This is a genomic window from Pseudoalteromonas sp. L21 (assembly GCF_021728035.1).
GTDB classification, from domain to species: Bacteria; Pseudomonadota; Gammaproteobacteria; order Enterobacterales; family Alteromonadaceae; genus Pseudoalteromonas; species Pseudoalteromonas arabiensis.
Window position 1 is genome coordinate 81,454 of record NZ_JAKKCV010000003.1, and the last position, 17,664, is coordinate 99,117.

14 protein-coding genes are annotated in these 17,664 nt (G+C 40.5%); 4 read left to right on the plus strand and 10 right to left on the minus strand.

Features of this window, described 5'->3' with window-relative positions; all coding sequences use genetic code 11:
• Positions 1-10: 10 nt before the first annotated feature.
• The 6 genes from L3V41_RS09175 to pyrC all read right to left on the minus strand — a co-directional run bounded on the left by L3V41_RS09175 (position 11) and on the right by pyrC (position 5,753).
• Positions 11-535: a MotA/TolQ/ExbB proton channel family protein gene (locus L3V41_RS09175; protein WP_062570716.1), complete on the minus strand. Its 525-nt coding sequence runs from the start codon at positions 533-535 to the stop codon at positions 11-13.
• Positions 535-1,899 (minus strand): MotA/TolQ/ExbB proton channel family protein, encoded by a 1,365-nt coding sequence (locus tag L3V41_RS09180; RefSeq protein WP_062570715.1) that lies wholly within the window; start codon positions 1,897-1,899, stop codon positions 535-537. Before L3V41_RS09180 ends, L3V41_RS09175 begins: the two co-directional genes overlap by 1 nt.
• A gap of 6 nt (positions 1,900-1,905) precedes the next feature.
• Entirely contained in the window at positions 1,906-2,676 is a 771-nt protein-coding gene (locus tag L3V41_RS09185) for a DUF3450 domain-containing protein (protein ID WP_062570714.1), read from the minus strand.
• A gap of 473 nt (positions 2,677-3,149) precedes the next feature.
• Positions 3,150-3,764 carry a response regulator transcription factor gene (locus tag L3V41_RS09190; RefSeq protein ID WP_062570713.1) on the minus strand — a complete coding sequence of 205 codons (615 nt, stop codon included), beginning with the start codon at positions 3,762-3,764 and terminating at the stop codon, positions 3,150-3,152.
• Positions 3,765-4,162: 398 nt separating this feature from the next.
• Positions 4,163-4,372, minus strand: a complete 210-nt coding sequence (locus L3V41_RS09195; protein ID WP_036967526.1) for a cold-shock protein — start codon at positions 4,370-4,372, stop codon at positions 4,163-4,165.
• A gap of 334 nt (positions 4,373-4,706) precedes the next feature.
• Entirely contained in the window at positions 4,707-5,753 is a 1,047-nt protein-coding gene (gene pyrC, locus L3V41_RS09200) for a dihydroorotase (protein WP_062570712.1), read from the minus strand.
• A 191-nt stretch (positions 5,754-5,944) separates the two neighbouring features.
• Between pyrC and L3V41_RS09205 the strand changes: the two genes are divergently transcribed.
• Positions 5,945-8,314, plus strand: coding sequence for an EAL domain-containing protein (locus tag L3V41_RS09205; protein ID WP_237127615.1), 2,370 nt, complete (start codon positions 5,945-5,947; stop codon positions 8,312-8,314).
• Between the two features lie 37 nt (positions 8,315-8,351).
• Here L3V41_RS09205 and metE read toward each other — a convergent pair whose 3' ends face one another.
• Entirely contained in the window at positions 8,352-10,625 is a 2,274-nt protein-coding gene (gene metE / locus L3V41_RS09210) for a 5-methyltetrahydropteroyltriglutamate--homocysteine S-methyltransferase (protein WP_237127616.1), read from the minus strand.
• A 287-nt stretch (positions 10,626-10,912) separates the two neighbouring features.
• Between metE and L3V41_RS09215 the strand changes: the two genes are divergently transcribed.
• Positions 10,913-11,800: a LysR substrate-binding domain-containing protein gene (locus tag L3V41_RS09215; protein WP_062570709.1), complete on the plus strand. Its 888-nt coding sequence runs from the start codon at positions 10,913-10,915 to the stop codon at positions 11,798-11,800.
• A 120-nt stretch (positions 11,801-11,920) separates the two neighbouring features.
• Here the strand turns inward: L3V41_RS09215 and L3V41_RS09220 are convergent, their stop codons facing one another.
• Positions 11,921-12,673: a Nif3-like dinuclear metal center hexameric protein gene (locus L3V41_RS09220; RefSeq protein WP_237127617.1), complete on the minus strand. Its 753-nt coding sequence runs from the start codon at positions 12,671-12,673 to the stop codon at positions 11,921-11,923.
• A gap of 149 nt (positions 12,674-12,822) precedes the next feature.
• Here L3V41_RS09220 and L3V41_RS09225 point away from each other — a divergent pair, with 149 nt between their 5' ends.
• Positions 12,823-13,200 carry a hypothetical protein gene (locus L3V41_RS09225; protein ID WP_062570707.1) on the plus strand — a complete coding sequence of 126 codons (378 nt, stop codon included), beginning with the start codon at positions 12,823-12,825 and terminating at the stop codon, positions 13,198-13,200.
• A gap of 30 nt (positions 13,201-13,230) precedes the next feature.
• Here L3V41_RS09225 and L3V41_RS09230 read toward each other — a convergent pair whose 3' ends face one another.
• The gene (locus L3V41_RS09230) at positions 13,231-13,707 is read right to left on the minus strand and encodes an HPP family protein (RefSeq protein WP_062570706.1); all 477 of its coding nucleotides are present in this window, start codon (positions 13,705-13,707) and stop codon (positions 13,231-13,233) included.
• Positions 13,708-13,807: 100 nt separating this feature from the next.
• On the opposite strand from L3V41_RS09230, the gene L3V41_RS09235 reads away from it, so the two are divergent.
• Complete coding sequence (locus L3V41_RS09235) at positions 13,808-14,350, plus strand: TetR/AcrR family transcriptional regulator (protein WP_193988647.1); 543 nt, start codon at positions 13,808-13,810, stop codon at positions 14,348-14,350.
• Between the two features lie 54 nt (positions 14,351-14,404).
• Here the strand turns inward: L3V41_RS09235 and L3V41_RS09240 are convergent, their stop codons facing one another.
• Entirely contained in the window at positions 14,405-17,590 is a 3,186-nt protein-coding gene (locus tag L3V41_RS09240) for an amidohydrolase family protein (RefSeq protein ID WP_237127618.1), read from the minus strand.
• Positions 17,591-17,664: the final 74 nt, after the last annotated feature.

A 17,664-nucleotide genomic window follows, 5' to 3' on the forward strand; every position in this document is an offset into this window, starting at 1 on the left:
AATTCTCTCTCTAGTGATGAGGCATGCTATCTACAAGTTTAGCTTTCGCCATTCTCGCTCTTGCCTCAAGGCGTGAGCTGAAGAATACTCCAGATAGTGCCGCAACCATTCCAGCCATTGTTGGGATCGTTGCCATTGAAATACCTGATGCCATTAAACGTGCGTTACCAGTACCTTGGGTAGCCATGGTTTCGAAAACCGCGATCATACCCGTTACAGTACCTAATAAGCCGATTAAAGGACAAATAGCTACCAATGTCTTAATCAACAACATACGCTGATCTAATTTTTCAGACGCTTCAGAAATCCATGCTTCACGGATTCTGTGTGCGTACCAAGACGTAGTGTCTTGGCGGGCATCCCACTGAGCTACAATGTTCTTCGTCATACGAGGAAACTCAGCTAGTAGGAACCAATAGCGCTCAATCATTAAAACCCACATAAGAAAGAGTGCTATCGCGACCACGTATAAAACCTGGCCGCCTGTGCCAACAAAATCCCTGATAGATTCCCAGATCTCCATCAGGACTAGCATTAGGCTTTCTCCTTCTCCGCGTGAGCTGCGATGATACCAGCGCTTTGCTCATCAAGGACATGTAGAACCGACTTACTACGACCTGCAACAATTGAGTGAAGTAGAATAAGTGGTAGAGCTGCAATTAGACCTAACGCTGTAGTAACAAGTGCTAGAGAGATATTACCAGCCATGATCTTCGGATCACCTGTACCGAACAATGTGATTGTTTGGAACGTAAGGATCATACCGATTACCGTACCTAGTAGACCTAGTAATGGAGCGATTGCTGCCAAGATCTTGATGATGTTGATACCCGCTTCGATGCGAGGCGTTTCACGTAAGATTGCTTCGTCAAGTTTAAGCTCAAGGTTTTCAACGTCTTGATTCTTGTTGTCAGCATAAACCTTAAGAATACGACCCAGTGGGTTGTTTGTATTCGGCGTAGAAAGGTTTTTAAGCTGGCTCTTAATCTTAGTGCTAGTAAGCGCAAGATCAATGAAACGTACTACGAAGATTAGTAGACCAACAAGTAATAATACTGTGATGATGTAACCTACTTCAGCACCTTGCTCGTAGTATTCCATAAGCGATTTTTTCTGCGTGTTGATACGTAAGATTGCGCCGCGTGTAGGGTCAACAAATACGCCTGTGTAGTTATCAGCAGAAGTGTTTTCTAAATCAGAAATACCAGAAAGGATGTAGCTATCAGGTTGCTTACCTAGTGGTTGAATTGATTTAGTTTCTGGAGAGTAAATTAAATAACCGTCGTCAGTTACTAAGTTAAAGTTACCGATACGTGTTACTTTTTTCACTGTAGCTGAACCGTCAAGACCAGCAACTTCAGTTTCGAAAGTTGAAACTTTAGCTGATTCTGTCATTTCAGTTTGAAGTGCAATCCAAAGCTCTTCTAATTCACGAACAGTTGGTAGCTCTTTAGCTGCTGCAAGTGAACGAAGTACTTCAGCACGTCCTGGTTTTTCAGCAGAAACAAGTGATGCTTCGATAGTACCAATTGCATCTGCAGCTGAACGGCGTACAACACCGAACATTTCGCCCAACGTACCTTGTGCATTAAGAAGCTCTTGCTCTTTTTCTGCTAAAGTATTTTCGTTTTGCGCATATTCTTTAGATAAGCGGTCGCCACGTGCTTTTTCAGCAGCTAGCTCGCTTTTCGCTTTATTAAGTAACGCTTGCTTGTCAGCACGAGCTGAAAGGAACTCTTGTTCACGTTGCTTATTTAATTTACCTTCAGAGATACGTTCTTGCTTTACTTGCTCAAGAATTTTGTCTAAAGCACCAGTGTTTGCGTGTGCATTAAGCGCGGTACCTGCAGAAACAGATAGTACTGCTGCAACAGCAAAACCTTTAAATAGTTTCTTCATTATTGATTACTCCGCGCCAAAGATTGGTAGTTTAACAAGTTCTAATGTCGCTTGTTTACGCGCCATACGGATAACTTCTTTAACAGGTTTAAGGTATTCTTCACCTAATTCTTTCCACTGTTTTGTATTGTTATCCCACACCCACGCATGCTTAAGGTCAAAAGACTGAGCTACGTATGTGATACGACCTAAACGACCAAAGTCAACGTTGATGCTTTTGCCATCAACTTCAAGTGTACCTTGAGAAGCAGTTACTGCTGAGCTGTATGCAGCTTCAACTGTGTATGCTTCTAGCACTTGGCGGAATTTTTCAGATGTAGTCACTGACGCTGATGCCATGATGTCACGAAGTCTTTCAACACGTGCAAGACGGTTTTCAAGATTGAACGGAACGTCCGCTTTGATGAATTGCTCAAGCGTATCGATCATGCGATACATCAAAGGCACAACGTTTTGTTTCGTGTTATCGATTGTCGCGATTTGACGGTCAAACGATTCGATAGATGCGTTTTGGTCAGCGACCAAACGTGCTACGTGATCGTTGTACACTTTCATAAGCTCAGTTTCATCAACAATGCTACGGTACTCAGCGATTAGCTCTTGAGTTTGACCATAGATATTGTCAATTTTAGTTTGAGACTTAACAGCAGCCTTTTGAATTTGTTGACCTGCATCTTGCACATCTTTCAAAGGATCTGCAATCACATTGCTGCTTGCAAATGCAAATGCGCCAACCAACGCAGATGCTACAAGACTCTTTCTGATTTTAACAGACATAGTTCCCAACCAATTAAGTAATGTTACTTTTATAATTTAATTATCCTCCGAAGAGGACAACCCTGATATCTTTTAATAGATATCAACCCTCCAATAATGCTAAATGCATCTAGCTCTGTCAACTTGATGTTCGGGTTTCATCGGAAAAAATTGGTTACTCGTCGTTGAAGGGAAAATAGCCAAAACAACGAATTAACAAAAAAATAACAGAGGTGTTCGTAGTAAAGTTCTATAGCCCTTTACTGGTAAACATTGGGTCTTGTTTGTATTTTTACTTAAACATAAATGTAACATTTTGTAAAAACAGAAAAGGGCTGTTTAACTTGAAAAAAAAAATCTTTTAAATCGTCTAAAAAATCTCTTTTGAAGAATTTTTATGCACTCAGTGAGCAAAACTGGACAGCTTGCGAACAATATCAGGCTATCCACTTGGGTGGGTGTATTGATTAAACTTCATAATTTAGGTTGGATGGCTAAAAAATTGCGCGGTCTTTTACAAGCTTTGCTAATGAAATAATTGAGTCAACTTCAAGCTTTTCAAATATTTTTGCTTTATAAGTACTTACCGTTTTGTTGCTTATGAAAAGCTTTTCCCCTATATCTTTGTTCGACAATCCTTGCAATAGATAGTTCATGACAGCCAACTCTCGTTCTGTCAGTAGTTCATCGATATCTTTCTCAGAAGCAATTAGATGCTCTTGCGGGAAAAATGTATAACCTCGTAAAATCATTTCTACTGCAGCGGATATATCCTCAAGGCTTTCAGCCTTGTTTACAAACCCTTGAGCCCCCAATTTAGCAGCTGTGCGAATAATATGCTTATCGTGTTTTGCGGATAAAAAGAGCACTTTACCGGCAAAGCCATTACTTACAGCACGCTTGTAGAGGCTAAATCCATCTGAGTCTTCAAGTTCAATATCCAAAATTGCGAGTGCAATATTATTGGTTTTTAGAAACTGTAACGCTTCCTTTTGACTTGCAACAGCCTGAACTTCGTTTACGAGAGTTGATTTTGCTAGCACCATTTTAATTGCAGTAGCCACCATTGGGTGATCATCTACTAGCAAAATATCATTTCCTATGCTCATCAATTAGTAAACCTTCATTATAATTCATCAAACAACTGTCACTAAACTCAGATTTTTTCTGTTTTAAGTTTAACTAAGTTTAGCGGGTTATTTTACGATTGGTGAAATAAATGCAATCAAACGTAGAACGTTTCACGCATCGCACTATTATTCCCAATACAACAGTAAATGTATTTTTATAAAAACTGCCAATACAGCATATAATACTTTAATTATAGAAAGTAGGTTTTTAAGGAATAGTTAGCTAGTTACAGGATAAATACTGAGGAAAACTTACTTCAATAAGCCTTTAGGAGGAAATCTAATTCGGGACGTTTCTTTAGTCTTAAATGGAGAAGGAATTTTGGTGAAACAGAAACTGCCTCACCAAAATATATTCAGGTTCACATAATAATTACTTATGCTACTTCTACATTCTCAGCTTCAGGGCCTTTTTGACCTTGTTTGATGCCGAAAGATACTTGTTGGCCTTCGCTAAGCGTGCGGAAGCCTGTACCTGTAATAGCGCTGAAGTGTACAAATACATCAGGACCATTTTCTTGTTCAATGAAACCAAAGCCTTTAGCTTCGTTAAAGAACTTAACTTTACCAGTAACCGTGTTTGACATACTAAATTTTCCTGTAAGTCAATAATTAAAAATTCAGCCGTAATGGCTCTATCCTCCCTGAGTGAATGCCCAATAAACTTGGGGTAAAGTACAGGAAGAACCAATAACCAAACCGGTAACCGTACAAGCCGCACATTATCCGTAAATTCAATACGCAAAAACTCAAAGCAACTACAGACTAACACATTAATTTTATTTTAGCTCTATTAATCGAAAATTATTTTGAGGTCAACTGCCACAGCAAAAATATATGACGATAGTATTTATAAGCAATTAAAATATAATGAAAAAGCCCACTAAAAAAAGTGGGCTTTGAAGCAGGTTGCTTTATAAGCTACTTAACTAGCCAATCCATTTGCGCTTCGGCTTTGATTGGTACCACTTGTGAATCACCTAGCTTATAGCTTGCAGGCACCGTCCAACTTTCTCTTACTAGTGTAATGGTGTCTTTATTTCGCTCCAGCCCGTAAAAATCCGGACCAAAATGGCTCGCAAAGCCTTCAAGCTTGTCCAAAGCGCCCGCCTCTTCAAACGCTTCAGCATATAATTCAATGGCAGCATGAGCTGTATATGCGCCCGCACAGCCACACGCCGCTTCTTTTTTGTCTTTATAGTGCGGTGCAGAGTCTGTGCCTAAAAAGAATTTTTTACTTCCACTTGTAGCAGCTTCAATTAGCGCCTGCTGGTGAATATTTCGCTTTAAAATTGGTAAGCAATAGTAATGTGGGCGGATACCACCGGCTAACATATGATTACGGTTATAAAGCAAATGATGCGCTGTAATTGTTGCAGCTACATTCTCAGGGGCATTGTTAACAAACTCGACAGCATCTTTTGTAGTGATATGTTCAAGAACAATTCTAAGTGTCGGAAAGTCAGTGACTACATCAGCTAAGATTGTTTCTAGAAATACTTTTTCACGGTCAAAAATATCAATTGATGAATCGGTTACTTCGCCATGTATAAGTAGCAACATGCCCACTTCTTGCATAGCTTCAAGCACCGGATAAATATTTTTAATAGAGGTCACACCTGAATCTGAGTTTGTTGTCGCGCCTGCAGGGTATAATTTAGCCGCAACAATTTTACCTGTCGCTTTGGCTTTTTTAATTTCTTCAGGGGTTGTTTTATCTGTAAGGTAAAGCACCATTAAAGGCTCAAAATTACCTTGCGGACCAGCGGCTTTAATTCGCTCATAATAAGATAATGCACTGTCTGTACAGGTTGCCGGAGGAACAAGATTAGGCATAATAATCGCACGCCCCATATAACGGCTAGCATCACGAACGGTATCGGTAAGTTGATCACCATCACGCAAGTGTATGTGCCAATCGTCTGGGCGAGTGATTGTTAAAGTTTGCATCGAATTTAAATCTGACATTGCTGGTTTCCACGGCTAAAGTTAGAGGGATAGCGTAAACTATGAGTAAATAACCTCGCTTATTTACTCAAGCGCATATTCAGGTGACTAGTTTACACCAGTTAAGGTTTTTTTTAAAAATAACTTTGTGGATATATAAATAGTAGGTTAAGTTAATAAATTAACAGCTAATTTGAGTCAGTTTTCTTTTTATGTCTAACAGGTTAGATACCGCTTTTGCACTTGAGGTCAAAACAGACCAACTACGTATAATAAATCAGTTTTCATCTTCATTGATGCAGCTTGATACACTTGAAGAATTACTGGATTACGTAACATCTCAGGTTGTAAACCGTCTTGGCTTTATTGAGTGTGTTATCTATTTAGCTGATGATGAAACACGTACATTAAAAGAAGTTGCTTCAATGGGAACAGCAAGTTCTTCAGATACCTACCACATAGACAGAACTGAAATCGATTTTGATCAAGGGATCACCGGTTATGTCGCATCGTCAGGACTCCCTCTAATGGTTGGCGATGTCACTCAAGATAGTCGTTATATAGCGGATGCCCGCCCTGCTCTTTCTGAGTTATGTGTGCCCCTTGTTTATAAAGAAAAGGTCTTAGGGGTGATTGATTGCGAGCACCCACAAAAACATTACTATACAGATGCACATTTAGAGGTGCTCTCAACTGTTGCTCATTTACTGAGTGCAAAAATAAATCAAGTTCGCACCGTTGAAAATTTACAACAAACAGTAAAACAGCTAAATGATGCTCAAAAGCTTGAAAATAGTATGTTGCAAATTGCAAATTTAACCTATCAATCAAGCGAGCTAGACAGCTTTTTTGAATCGCTCCACTGTATTATTACCTCTTTACTGCGAGCTGATAACTTCTTTATTGGCCTGTATGACAAACAACTAGATGTACTTGATTTAGTCTATATTATTGAAGAAGGTGTTCGTTCAAACGCACATAAAAAGATTTCCAAAGAATTACTCAAGGACACCGCCTCGTATTACCTTTTAACAACAGACCAGTCTCTGTTATTTAATAAAGAAGAATTTGCAAAGCATATAAAGGCAGGCCATTTTAAAATGGTCGGCAGACAAGCAGAATCTTGGCTCGGTGTGCCTTTTAAGGTTAATGAGCGTATCAGTGGCGTAATTGCAGTTCAAAGCTATAGTGAATATTACCATTACAGTGAACATGATCGTGCTCTTCTGACTTATGTAAGCCGACAAATAAGTATGGCAATTGACCGTCAACTTTCGCGCCAAGAACTGGAACATAAAGCGCTGCACGACGAGCTCACAGGCTTGGCAAACCGCTCATTACTTATCGAACGAGTTAAACACGGGATCTTACGCTTGGCTCGTTCTGATGAACAAAGTCAACATGCCCTACTTTATTTAGACTTCGATCGCTTTAAGAGTATTAACGATTCGCTCGGTCATGAGGTTGGCGATCATTTTTTAGTCAAAATTTGTGAGCTAATACAAGGAACAATTAGAAATACAGATACATTCGCACGCTTGGGTGGTGACGAATTTGCTATTTTTATGGAAAACATCACTGACAAACAACAAATTGATGATGCACTTGCACGTATCCAACTGGCACTTGCAGAGCCTCTCAATATCGATGGTCACCTATTGCAAGCTTCAACGAGTATCGGTGTTGCATTTTGTACAAGTGAAAAAGACAAGGCTTATAAGTTACTGCAACATGCTGATGCAGCTATGTACGAAGCAAAATCTTCAGGTCGCGGACAAGTCAAATTTTTCAATAACACAATGCGCAAAAAATTAAAGTCACATGCAGATATTGAAAATGACTTACAACATGGCATTGAGCATAACGACTTTGAACTTTACTACCAGCCTATTTTTACTATTCAAAGTAATGAAGTTGTTGGTTTTGAAGCGCTTGTTAGATGGCATCACCCTAGCAAAGGTTTAGTGGCCCCCAATGATTTTATTCCGATCGCTGAGGACACAGGGCAGATTATTAATCTTGATTTGCACTTATTAGAACTTGCCGCAAAGCAGATATTCGCTTGGCATAAACAAGGAACACCTTTTTTACGTGTCACTGTCAATGTGTCATCTAGGCATTTTGCAAGCCTCGACTTTGTGAGTCAGATACATGACTTATATAAAAAGTATCAATTACCACTGGGCTCTTTATGTTTAGAAATAACAGAATCAGGCTTAATTGGTAACCTAGAGTTGGCAACAAAAATAATAGAAGGCCTTGCTCCGCTTGAAGTCAAACTATGTTTAGATGATTTTGGTACAGGTTACTCTGCACTTGGTTATTTACATCAACTGCCCATTCATATTTTAAAAATTGATAAAAGCTTTATTGATCATTTAAGAAAAGAGCATAACCCACTTGTTGACGCTATTCTTTCATTAGCCCAATCATTAAAACTGGATGTAGTGGCAGAGGGAATTGAAACAGAGCAACAATTAAACATTTTAAAACAAACACAATGTAAGTTTGGCCAAGGCTTTTTAAAGGCCAAACCTATGCCAGCCAGTGAAGCTGAAAAAATAATTCTAAATGGTCTTTAAAGCCTAAGAGTTACTTAGGCTTAGTATGTTTATGAGGTTAGCCTAACTCTCGGCGTAACTCTTTAGCGGCAGTAACCATATTTTGTAATGCTAAGCGTGTTTCTTCCCAACCGCGGGTTTTTAGACCGCAGTCAGGGTTGACCCAGAGCCTCTCTACTGGCACTTTTTTAGCCGCTTTGTGAATTAAGTTCTTAATCCAAGCAATATCGGGGATATTTGGGCTGTGAATATCATACACCCCTGGCCCGATATCATTCGGATAATCAAAATCCTCAAATGCTTTTAATAGCTCCATATTTGAACGAGATGTTTCTATCGTGATGACATCTGCATCCATGTCTGCAATACCCGCTATGATGTCGTTAAACTCCGCATAACACATATGAGTATGAATTTGTGTTTCATCTGCCACTTTCGATGCACAAACACGAAACGCATAAGCAGCCCAGTCCAAGTACGATTGCCAGTCACTTGATTTTAATGGCATACCTTCTCTAAAAGCGGGCTCATCAATTTGAATTATCTTTATACCAGCTTGCTCTAAATCGACAACTTCATCACGAAGCGCTAATGCTATTTGCTTAGCAATGGTAGATTTATCTAAATCATCACGGATAAATGACCAAAATAGAATAGTCACTGGACCCGTTAGCATGCCTTTCATTTTCTTCGTTGTTAGAGATTGTGCATAGCGCGTCCATTCAACTGTCATAGATTGCTCTCTCGACACATCGCCCCAAATAATCGGGGGTTTTACACAACGCGTGCCATAACTTTGTACCCACCCAAATTGGGTGAATGCAAAGCCTTGCAAAAACTCCGCAAAGTACTCAACCATATCGTTACGCTCTGCCTCACCATGCACCAAAACATCGAGCTGTAACGCTTCTTGCTCTTCAACAGCATAGCGAATTTCTGCTTCCATCTGCTGACGGTACTCAGCAGCAGGCAAAACCCCCGCTTTAAATTCTTTACGTGCTTTACGTATCGATTGAGTTTGCGGGAAAGATCCTATCGTGGTGGTCGGTAGTAAAGGTAGCCCAAGTGCGCTTTGCTGTTTGGCTATTCGAACTGAGAATGGACTAGACCGTTTAGCATCTTTGTTAGTTAGTGTACTCAGACGGTTTTGCACATCTTGATTATTAACTCTCGCTGATATTAAACGTTTCTTAACTGGCTCACTGTAATCATACAGCAACTGTGTTTGCCCTGTGTTAAGCGCATTACGCAATAGTTGTAACTCTTCGCCTTTTTGTTTGGCAAAAGCAAGCCACGATTTTATTTCCCCCTCTAATTGCTGCTCTTGGTCTAAATCGACAGGTGTATGAAGCAACGAACAAGATGGCGCAAGCCACAGGTTATCGCCTCTTTTTTTAGCTAACGCGTGCAATACAGAATACTTTTGCGTTAAATCACTGCGCCATATATTACGACCGTCAATAATACCCAGTGAAAGTACCTGTTGCTGTGTGATTAAGGTATCAAGCTTTGATATATCGACATTTCCTGCAACACAATCAAAATGCACACCGTCTACAGGGTAATTAGCTATATCGGCAACATAATCATTTACTGAGTCAAAATAACTGGCAACTAGTAACTTCACACCTTGTCCTGAAAGCGTCGCAAAACTTGTTTTAAGTGCTTTTTGCTGGCCAGAGTTTAATTCTAAGGCAAGAACAGGTTCATCTATTTGAACCCACTCAACACCCAGCTTCGCAAGCTTAGCTAATACCTGTTGATAGACAGGTAAAAGCTTTTCTAGTAATGATAACGTATCAAACGGCTTTCCTGCAGGCTTAGCCAAATGTAAATAAGTCACAGGGCCAACCAACACAGGCTTCACCTTGTGGCCTAATTGATGAGCTTCTTGCACATGCTCAAATAGTTCAGTCCAAGTCAGTGCGAATGTTTGATCTTCCGATAACTCAGGAACAATATAGTGATAATTTGTATTAAACCATTTTGTCATCTCACTTGCCGCACATTGACATCCAGTAGGCGCTTGCCCTCTAGCAATTCTAAAAAGTGTATCTAAGTCAACGTTACCTTCCTCACTACAGTGGCGCTTTGGAATTGCTCCCACCAAAAGTGATGTATTCAAAACATGATCATACCAAGCAAAGTCACCTACAGGCAGTAAGTCAATACCGGCATTAGCTTGTAGTGCCCAGTTTTCTTGTCGAATAGACTTACCTCGTTCGAGTAATACTTGCTGGTTTATTTTTCCTGCCCAATAAGATTCTATTGCGAACTTTAACTCACGTTTCTTTCCTATTCGAGGAAAGCCTAAATTATGTAATTGTGCCATACCCATTCCATTTAGCTGTTTAGATGTCTAAAACATTAGCGATGAGATAAAGCTAATTCAACTGATGCTTTCTCAGTTTCAACTTGAGGTAATTTCATGGATTTAAAAAATAATTTAAGTAAAATATAAATGACAACGCTGTCAATTTGATTAATAAAAGTATATTGTAAATATGAGGTAAAATTCCTCTGAAACTTTAGACGTCTAGACGTTGAAAAAACATAATTGTAGGCGTACTATGTCCATAATCTGAGTTTGACTCACATTTTTCATGAGATTTTTTAAAGATGATCGATATTAAACACTTAAAAACCATAGCAACCCTTAAAGAAACAGGATCTTTGGTCAATACAGCCCGAGAGTTGTTTCTAACGCAATCGGCTTTATCGCATCAAATTAAAGATCTTGAGAATAAATTAGACTGTCAACTTTTCGAGCGTAAAACGCAGCCTGTGCGCTTCACGCCACAAGGCATGCTGTTACTGGAGTTAGCAAACGAAGTTTTACCGCGTGTTGAAGCGACAAAATGCCGTTTAAAAGAAAGCCTTAATCAGCCAATTTCAAACCTGCGCTTAAGTGTCGAATGCCATGCTTGCTTTCACTGGCTATTACCGACTATAAAAGAGTTCAACAACTTTTGGCCAGATATTAAAGTCGATTATGAAAGAGGCTTTAGTTATGACGCTATTCCTGATCTAATCAATGATGAACTGGACTTAGTACTCACCTCTGATATCCGTGAGCCAGACAAATTAGAATACGCACACTTATTCGACTTTAAGTTAAAACTGATTGTTTCACCTGATCATGAACTGGCCAAAAAAGCCTATGTCACCGCACTGGATTTAAAAAACGAAACGATAATTTCTTACCCCATTCCACGTGAACGCCAAGATATCTTTAAACATTTTATCCAAAATGCACGATTCGATGGCACGCTGAAAACGGTTGACCAAGGCTTATTGATTTTCCAGTTGGTGAGTGCTGGTATGGGGGTTGCGGCTTTGCCCGATTGGTTAGTGACCCCTTATGAAAGCCAAGGGCTTATTAAATCGATTCCGTTAGGTGCGTTAGGGTTAACACGCCCGATGTATTTAGCAATGAAAAAAAATATGAAAGATAACCCTGTTTATCGCCACTTTTTAAATACCTGTAAACAAAATAACGGCCGTTAATAAAAGCTCATGTAACTGACATGGTTACATGGGCTTTTATGCTCCCTTGCTGGTTCAGTCCATTGGCCCGTGAAATATGCGCCACTGCTTTGATGCAAAGGCGCAGTAGTCTCCATAGAATCAGACAGGGTTATCGATATCAATAAAGGTGACATCAAAACCATGCTGCTCAGCTAATAACTCACCCAGAGCTTTAATGCCGTAGCGCTCTGTCGCATGGTGACCTGCTGCAAAAAAATCGATACCTTGTTCACGTGAGCTGTGAATCGTTTGCTCAGATGCCTCACCTGTCAAATAAGCATCAATATCCTGCGAGGCAGCTAAATCAATATACCCTTGTCCACCACCAGTACACCAAGCAATAGTGTCAATTTTCTCTTCTCTAACTAAGCTTGTTAACGGTGCGCGATTGAGTACTTGGGCAATTTTGTCGGCAAATTCTTCACCCGTTAATGGTGTTTTTAAACGCCCTTTTACCGGCACACTATTAGGATCAGATTCAAGCCCAGCAGTAAACTCAATATCGAGTAACTTTGCCAATTGCGCGTTATTACCAATGTCGGGGTGTATATCTAGCGGCAAATGATAGCCATATAAATTAATATCATTCTTTAAAAGCGCTGCAATACGGCGTTTTTTCATACCCGTAATTGACTGCGACTCCCCTTTCCAAAAGTAGCCGTGATGTACCAAAATTGTATCTGCATTTTCGGCTATCGCTGCATCAATCAATGCTTGGCTTGCTGTTACACCCGTTACTATTTTTTTTACCTCGCTCGCGCCTTCAACTTGTAAACCGTTGGGGCAGAAATCAGCGATTAATTCAGGCTTAAGAATGTCATTTAGTAATTGAGTAAATTGTTTGCGTTGCATATAAAACCGTTCTCCAACCCTCTATTTTGTGCAAATTTTGGCGGTTATGAGCGAAAAATGGAAGGAAAATCGCAAAAAATTGAAAAGTAAGCTGAAAATAGGTATAAATATATATTCTTAATCTGTGTTTACAACGTATAGGGTCTCTGATGAGCAAACTAGACAAAACAGAAGTGTTAAATGCCTTCGAAGCAGCATACGAAGCAGCGAATGGTAAGAAACCTGAAATTACTACAAAACCTGGTTGGTATAGCATCGATGGTGGCAAAAACTTGCGCCTAGCCGATGTTGCAGCGCTGACTGAAGAGCTTACTTCTGGTAAAACAGCTGAGCCTAAGGCAGAAGAAGCACCAAAAGCCCCAGCGAAAAAAACCAAAACTAAAACCGCTGCGCCAGCTAAAACAGCAAAAAAAGCATCATTCACTGTTGTTAAAGCAAACGATGATGGTTACAAAGCTGAAGAACTTTGGATCGTTAACCTAGCTGAAAAAGACCACGATTGTCGTTTACCACGTGGTGTTGTGTAATTTACTTACACTTAATAATTTTAAAAACCACTACTCGTTAGTGGTTTTTTTATATTCATCCAGCTGAATATTTAATAGCCATTGACTAAAATAACCAAATAGCACAATAAAAATAGTGCCAATCAATACAGGCATTACTAAGAAATCCCAACTTTGCAAAGATTGCATAATCAAAATTGGATTTGCCCCTGCCGCGGGATGTATTGTGTCTGTCAACATCATGAGACTGATTGCCAGCCCTGTGGCGATAGCAATTTCAACAGGCCCTACACCGACATAATTTACAAATACAACGCCAATTAATGCAGTCAAAAGGTGCCCTCCGATGACATTTTTCGCTTTCGCAAGCGGGCTGTGTGGCACACCAAATACCAACACCGCAGTTGCACCAAATGGTGCCATCAACCAAATACCGTAATTTCCTAATTGCTGTAAATAGGCCAACACAAAAATTGCCATACAAGCAATTACACCTGCGATAGCCGCTTTACTCACCTTATTTTCCATAACGCCTCCTAAAAGTAGACCGATTTGTCTACTCGGCAAATGGTAGACAAGTCGGTCTACTTCTGTCAAGCTATCATTAGTCGCCAATTGAGAGCTTGTTATGGATAAACGAACACATATTATTTTGACCGCCCTGTCACTTTTTTATCAAAAAGGCATTCATAGTGTGGGAATAAACGAGATTATTAGTGTCGCGGGTGTCGCTAAAAAAACCATGTACCACCATTTCGTAAGTAAAGATGAACTATTACTAGCGTGCCTTAGTGAGCGACATAACAGGTTTTTAAATTGGTTAACGCAAGCCACCAGCAAGCAAACAACTATTGAAGAATTTAAAGTCGCTTTGATCAGCTGCCATGAAGCGTGGTTTAATTCTGAGGTGACTGAATTAGGTGATTTTAATGGCTGTTTATTTATTAACACTGCAGCCGAATTTGCTGATCCTGCCAACCCAATTAATCAAGCCTGCAAAGAGCATAAAATGGCAGTGCAGCAGTTAATAAAACAGCGTTTATCAGCGTGTAATAACATGGAAAGTTCGCAGCTGGACTCGTATAGCCACTATTTGATGACACTCGTTGAGGGTATGATCTGCCAAGCAAAATTGGTAGGAATTAAACAGTTTCCTCATTTAAAACAATGAATAAACAATAAAAAAGCGGCACTATGGCCGCTTTCAGTTTAGATTTTCGCTATGTTAGATTTTTTCAAAATATAACTTTTCGCGTTTTTTTTCACCCACTTCGTTCATGGTTGCAGCATCAAATAAACGACCATTAATCATGGTGTAATCGATTTTATCTGTATCACGAATATTCGTTAGCGGGTTACCGTCAATAACGATTAAATCGGCAAGCTTACCCGCCTCAAGTGAACCGATATTTTTATCAAGGCCAATGTATTTAGCAGGATCTAAGGTTGCTGCACGAATTGCTTCAAGTGGTGTCATACCACCTTGCGCAAACATCCAAATTTCCCAATGTGCGGCTAAACCTTCACGTTGACCATGAGCACCTAGGTTCACTAAAACACCTAAGTCTTGCAGCTCTTTGGCAACACGGGCATTGTTAAAGTGATTATAGTGATGATCGGGCGCCTTAACACGACGCATTGAGCGAGGTAAAAGCTGATTCTTTGGCACAAACTTACTTAAGCGTGGGTGATTCCACACATCGGTCTTATCGTACCAATAATTTTCACCCCAAATACCACCGTATGCGACACCCAGTGTCGGTGTGTAACCTACATCACTTTGTGACCAAAGCTGGCGAATATCATCATAGATATTGGCAACAGGAATTGAGTGTTCAATACCCGTATGACCATCAACCACCATGGTTAAGTTGTGCTGCAGTAGTGAACCGCCCTCTGGCACAACCATCATTTCAAGTTCACGACCTGCCTCAATCACTTGCTGGCGCTGTTCACGGCGTGGTTGGTTATAGGATTTAACACTAAACGCGCCCACTTTCTTTAAGCGCTCAAGGTGGAATTTGGCATCTTCTAACGAATCAATATGCGACGTGTAACCTGGCATATTCGCACCATATAAAATGGTACCCGTGGAGAAAATACGAGGGCCGACAATCATGCCTGCTTTTTGCATTTCGCTTGCAGCAAAAATCTCAGTGGTGTCGTTTGATGGATCGTGAATCGTTGTTACACCTAACGCTAAACCTGCTAAGTTCTTCCAGTTTTGCTGTGGAATGATCTCATCGCTACCTTGCGAGCCATGCGCATGCGCATCAACAATCCCTGGCATAATCGTCTTGCCGGTTACATCAATTACCTCAGCACCTTTAGGAATAGCAACACTGTCTTTACTGCCAACCGCTTTAATATGCTTACCATCAGTTACAATAACGCCGTTTTCAATAACCTGCTCACCGTTCATGGTGATAATGCGCGCGCCAGTGAACGCAAAGACTGAGTTAGGCTCCGCCATGGTTTTTGTAAAACCGATGTTGTCGCCGCTTTTAACTTTAAAATCAGTCTCTGCATTTTGGTTAATATCAAATAAACCCGCTAGACTTGCATGATATAACTCAGGGCCTAAGCTCCAATAAAGTTTATCGCTTGTGCCACTCCAGCTGATGTTCTCACCCGCGCGAACAGAAAGCTGCTCAATTGGGAATTGGCTATCTTTCGGGCCAATATTAATGGTTTTGCCGCGCTCAACAAATGGCGTAACAAATACTTTAAAACGCTCTGCAAACGCTAAGTATTGACCATTCGGTGATACTCTAAACTCTGTTGCATGCTCTGATTCATAAAGTTTACGAACTTGCTTTGATTCAAGTTCAACAACACTTAATGTTGGCTTTGGCCAAGGACTCATCACATATATACGGTCGTTCGCTGCACCAAATTGCGGCTGATAACCTGATTTAGTGATAAGTGTTGAATCACCGCCTTTAGCACTTACTGAGTAAATACCAGGCTCTAATGACCATGTCGGGTTAAGGATACTGCCGCCAGACGCTTTACGATAAACAACCGTTTTACCATCTGGGCTAAATGTTGGCTCTACATATTTACCTGGTTCTTTAGTAATCGTATCGCCACGGCCACTGCGCGCAGATACAACACGGATTGAGCCCTGTTCGTTATCATCCCATGTGGTGTAAACAATCTTCTTACCATCACGTGAGAACTGCGGAAATAATTCAAAGTGATCGTCTTGCTTAGTCAAGCGCTTCACTTTGCCAGACTCTAAATCACGTTTATAAATATGACCTAGCGCTTCAAAAATAGCCGTTTCACCATCCGGTGAGATTTGTACATTGCGCAGCATTTTCACATCAAAATTGTCGCTATCAATATTTTGTGTAAAGCGCACGGCTTTTTGAATTTGCTTATTAGTTTCAACTTTAAATGGAATAGCCGAGACAGACTTATCATCGACATCTAGTTTATGGATTGACCCACCCGCCCAAAAGACCAGTTGTTCGTTATCTGGTGTCCAAGCAATTGTTGGGTATACGCCATGAATAGCCCATGTCTCTTGCATATCACGCTCAAGCTCACCATAAAGCTTTGTATGCCCACCGGTGTGCAGATCATATAAATACAAGCTAGTTTGGAAGTCATCACGCTTGATATACGCAAGCTTTTTACCATCTGGTGAAGGTGTAGGTCGAATAGCCCCGCCCATACCATCAATAATTGTTTCAATCTCACCGGTTTCACGGTCATAGCGTTTAATTTTATAAATACCCGCTACAGAGTCTTTAGAGTAATGGAATGTTTTACCCGGCGTTGCATCATGCGAGAAATACACATAACGACCATCCGGTGAGAACATTGGTTCACCTAAGTCTTTTTGGTCATTTTCGCGTGCAGTTAGCTGTACACCTTTACCACCCGCTTTGTGGTAAAGCCATACTTCACCAGCCCCTAAAGAGCGGCTTGCAGTAAAATGCTTACGCGCAACTAAGTAGTCACCATCAGGGCTCCAAGCAGGGCTATTTAACAAACGAAATGTTTCGTTCGTTACTGCTTTCTGGTTTTCACCGTTTAAATCCATAACCCATATGTTATCGCCACCACCTTGGTCTGAAGTAAACGCAATGTGCTTACCATCAGGGCTAAAGCGTGGTTGCATTTGCCATGCAATATCACTGGTTAATTGCGTTGCAGTACCACCCGACATTGGCATGGTATAAATATCGCCAAGTAGGTCAAACACCAGAGTTTTACCATCAGGGCTAATATCCACATTCATCCACGTGCCCTGCTCAACACTAATTTTAGCGTCTAGGAATTGGCCTTTTGGTGCGTCCACCTGCCATTTGTCATCATTTGATTGCTCTGCCGCCACTACTTGCCCAGTTAGAGCAAGGGAAATCGATACAGCTAGGGCTGTATGAAGCATTTTCTTCATTGAAATCTCACTTTTTATTGTTTTTGCACACTTTTAAGATTGCACCAAATAGCATAGCAAGATTCCAGTGATTC

What these genes read in the sequence shown, in the direction of transcription:
- metE (WP_237127616.1), bottom strand. Translation starts at nt 10,625, where the DNA reads ATGGCACAATTACATAATTTAGGCTTTCCTCGAATAGGAAAGAAACGT.
- L3V41_RS09220 (WP_237127617.1), bottom strand. Translation starts at nt 12,673, where the DNA reads ATGCAACGCAAACAATTTACTCAATTACTAAATGACATTCTTAAGCCT.
- L3V41_RS09180 (WP_062570715.1), bottom strand. Translation starts at nt 1,899, where the DNA reads ATGAAGAAACTATTTAAAGGTTTTGCTGTTGCAGCAGTACTATCTGTT.
- L3V41_RS09175 (WP_062570716.1), bottom strand. Translation starts at nt 535, where the DNA reads ATGCTAGTCCTGATGGAGATCTGGGAATCTATCAGGGATTTTGTTGGC.
- L3V41_RS09230 (WP_062570706.1), bottom strand. Translation starts at nt 13,707, where the DNA reads ATGGAAAATAAGGTGAGTAAAGCGGCTATCGCAGGTGTAATTGCTTGT.
- L3V41_RS09215 (WP_062570709.1), top strand. Translation starts at nt 10,913, where the DNA reads ATGATCGATATTAAACACTTAAAAACCATAGCAACCCTTAAAGAAACA.
- L3V41_RS09195 (WP_036967526.1), bottom strand. Translation starts at nt 4,372, where the DNA reads ATGTCAAACACGGTTACTGGTAAAGTTAAGTTCTTTAACGAAGCTAAA.
- L3V41_RS09205 (WP_237127615.1), top strand. Translation starts at nt 5,945, where the DNA reads ATGTCTAACAGGTTAGATACCGCTTTTGCACTTGAGGTCAAAACAGAC.
- L3V41_RS09235 (WP_193988647.1), top strand. Translation starts at nt 13,808, where the DNA reads ATGGATAAACGAACACATATTATTTTGACCGCCCTGTCACTTTTTTAT.
- L3V41_RS09185 (WP_062570714.1), bottom strand. Translation starts at nt 2,676, where the DNA reads ATGTCTGTTAAAATCAGAAAGAGTCTTGTAGCATCTGCGTTGGTTGGC.
- L3V41_RS09225 (WP_062570707.1), top strand. Translation starts at nt 12,823, where the DNA reads ATGAGCAAACTAGACAAAACAGAAGTGTTAAATGCCTTCGAAGCAGCA.
- L3V41_RS09240 (WP_237127618.1), bottom strand. Translation starts at nt 17,590, where the DNA reads ATGAAGAAAATGCTTCATACAGCCCTAGCTGTATCGATTTCCCTTGCT.
- pyrC (WP_062570712.1), bottom strand. Translation starts at nt 5,753, where the DNA reads ATGTCAGATTTAAATTCGATGCAAACTTTAACAATCACTCGCCCAGAC.
- L3V41_RS09190 (WP_062570713.1), bottom strand. Translation starts at nt 3,764, where the DNA reads ATGAGCATAGGAAATGATATTTTGCTAGTAGATGATCACCCAATGGTG.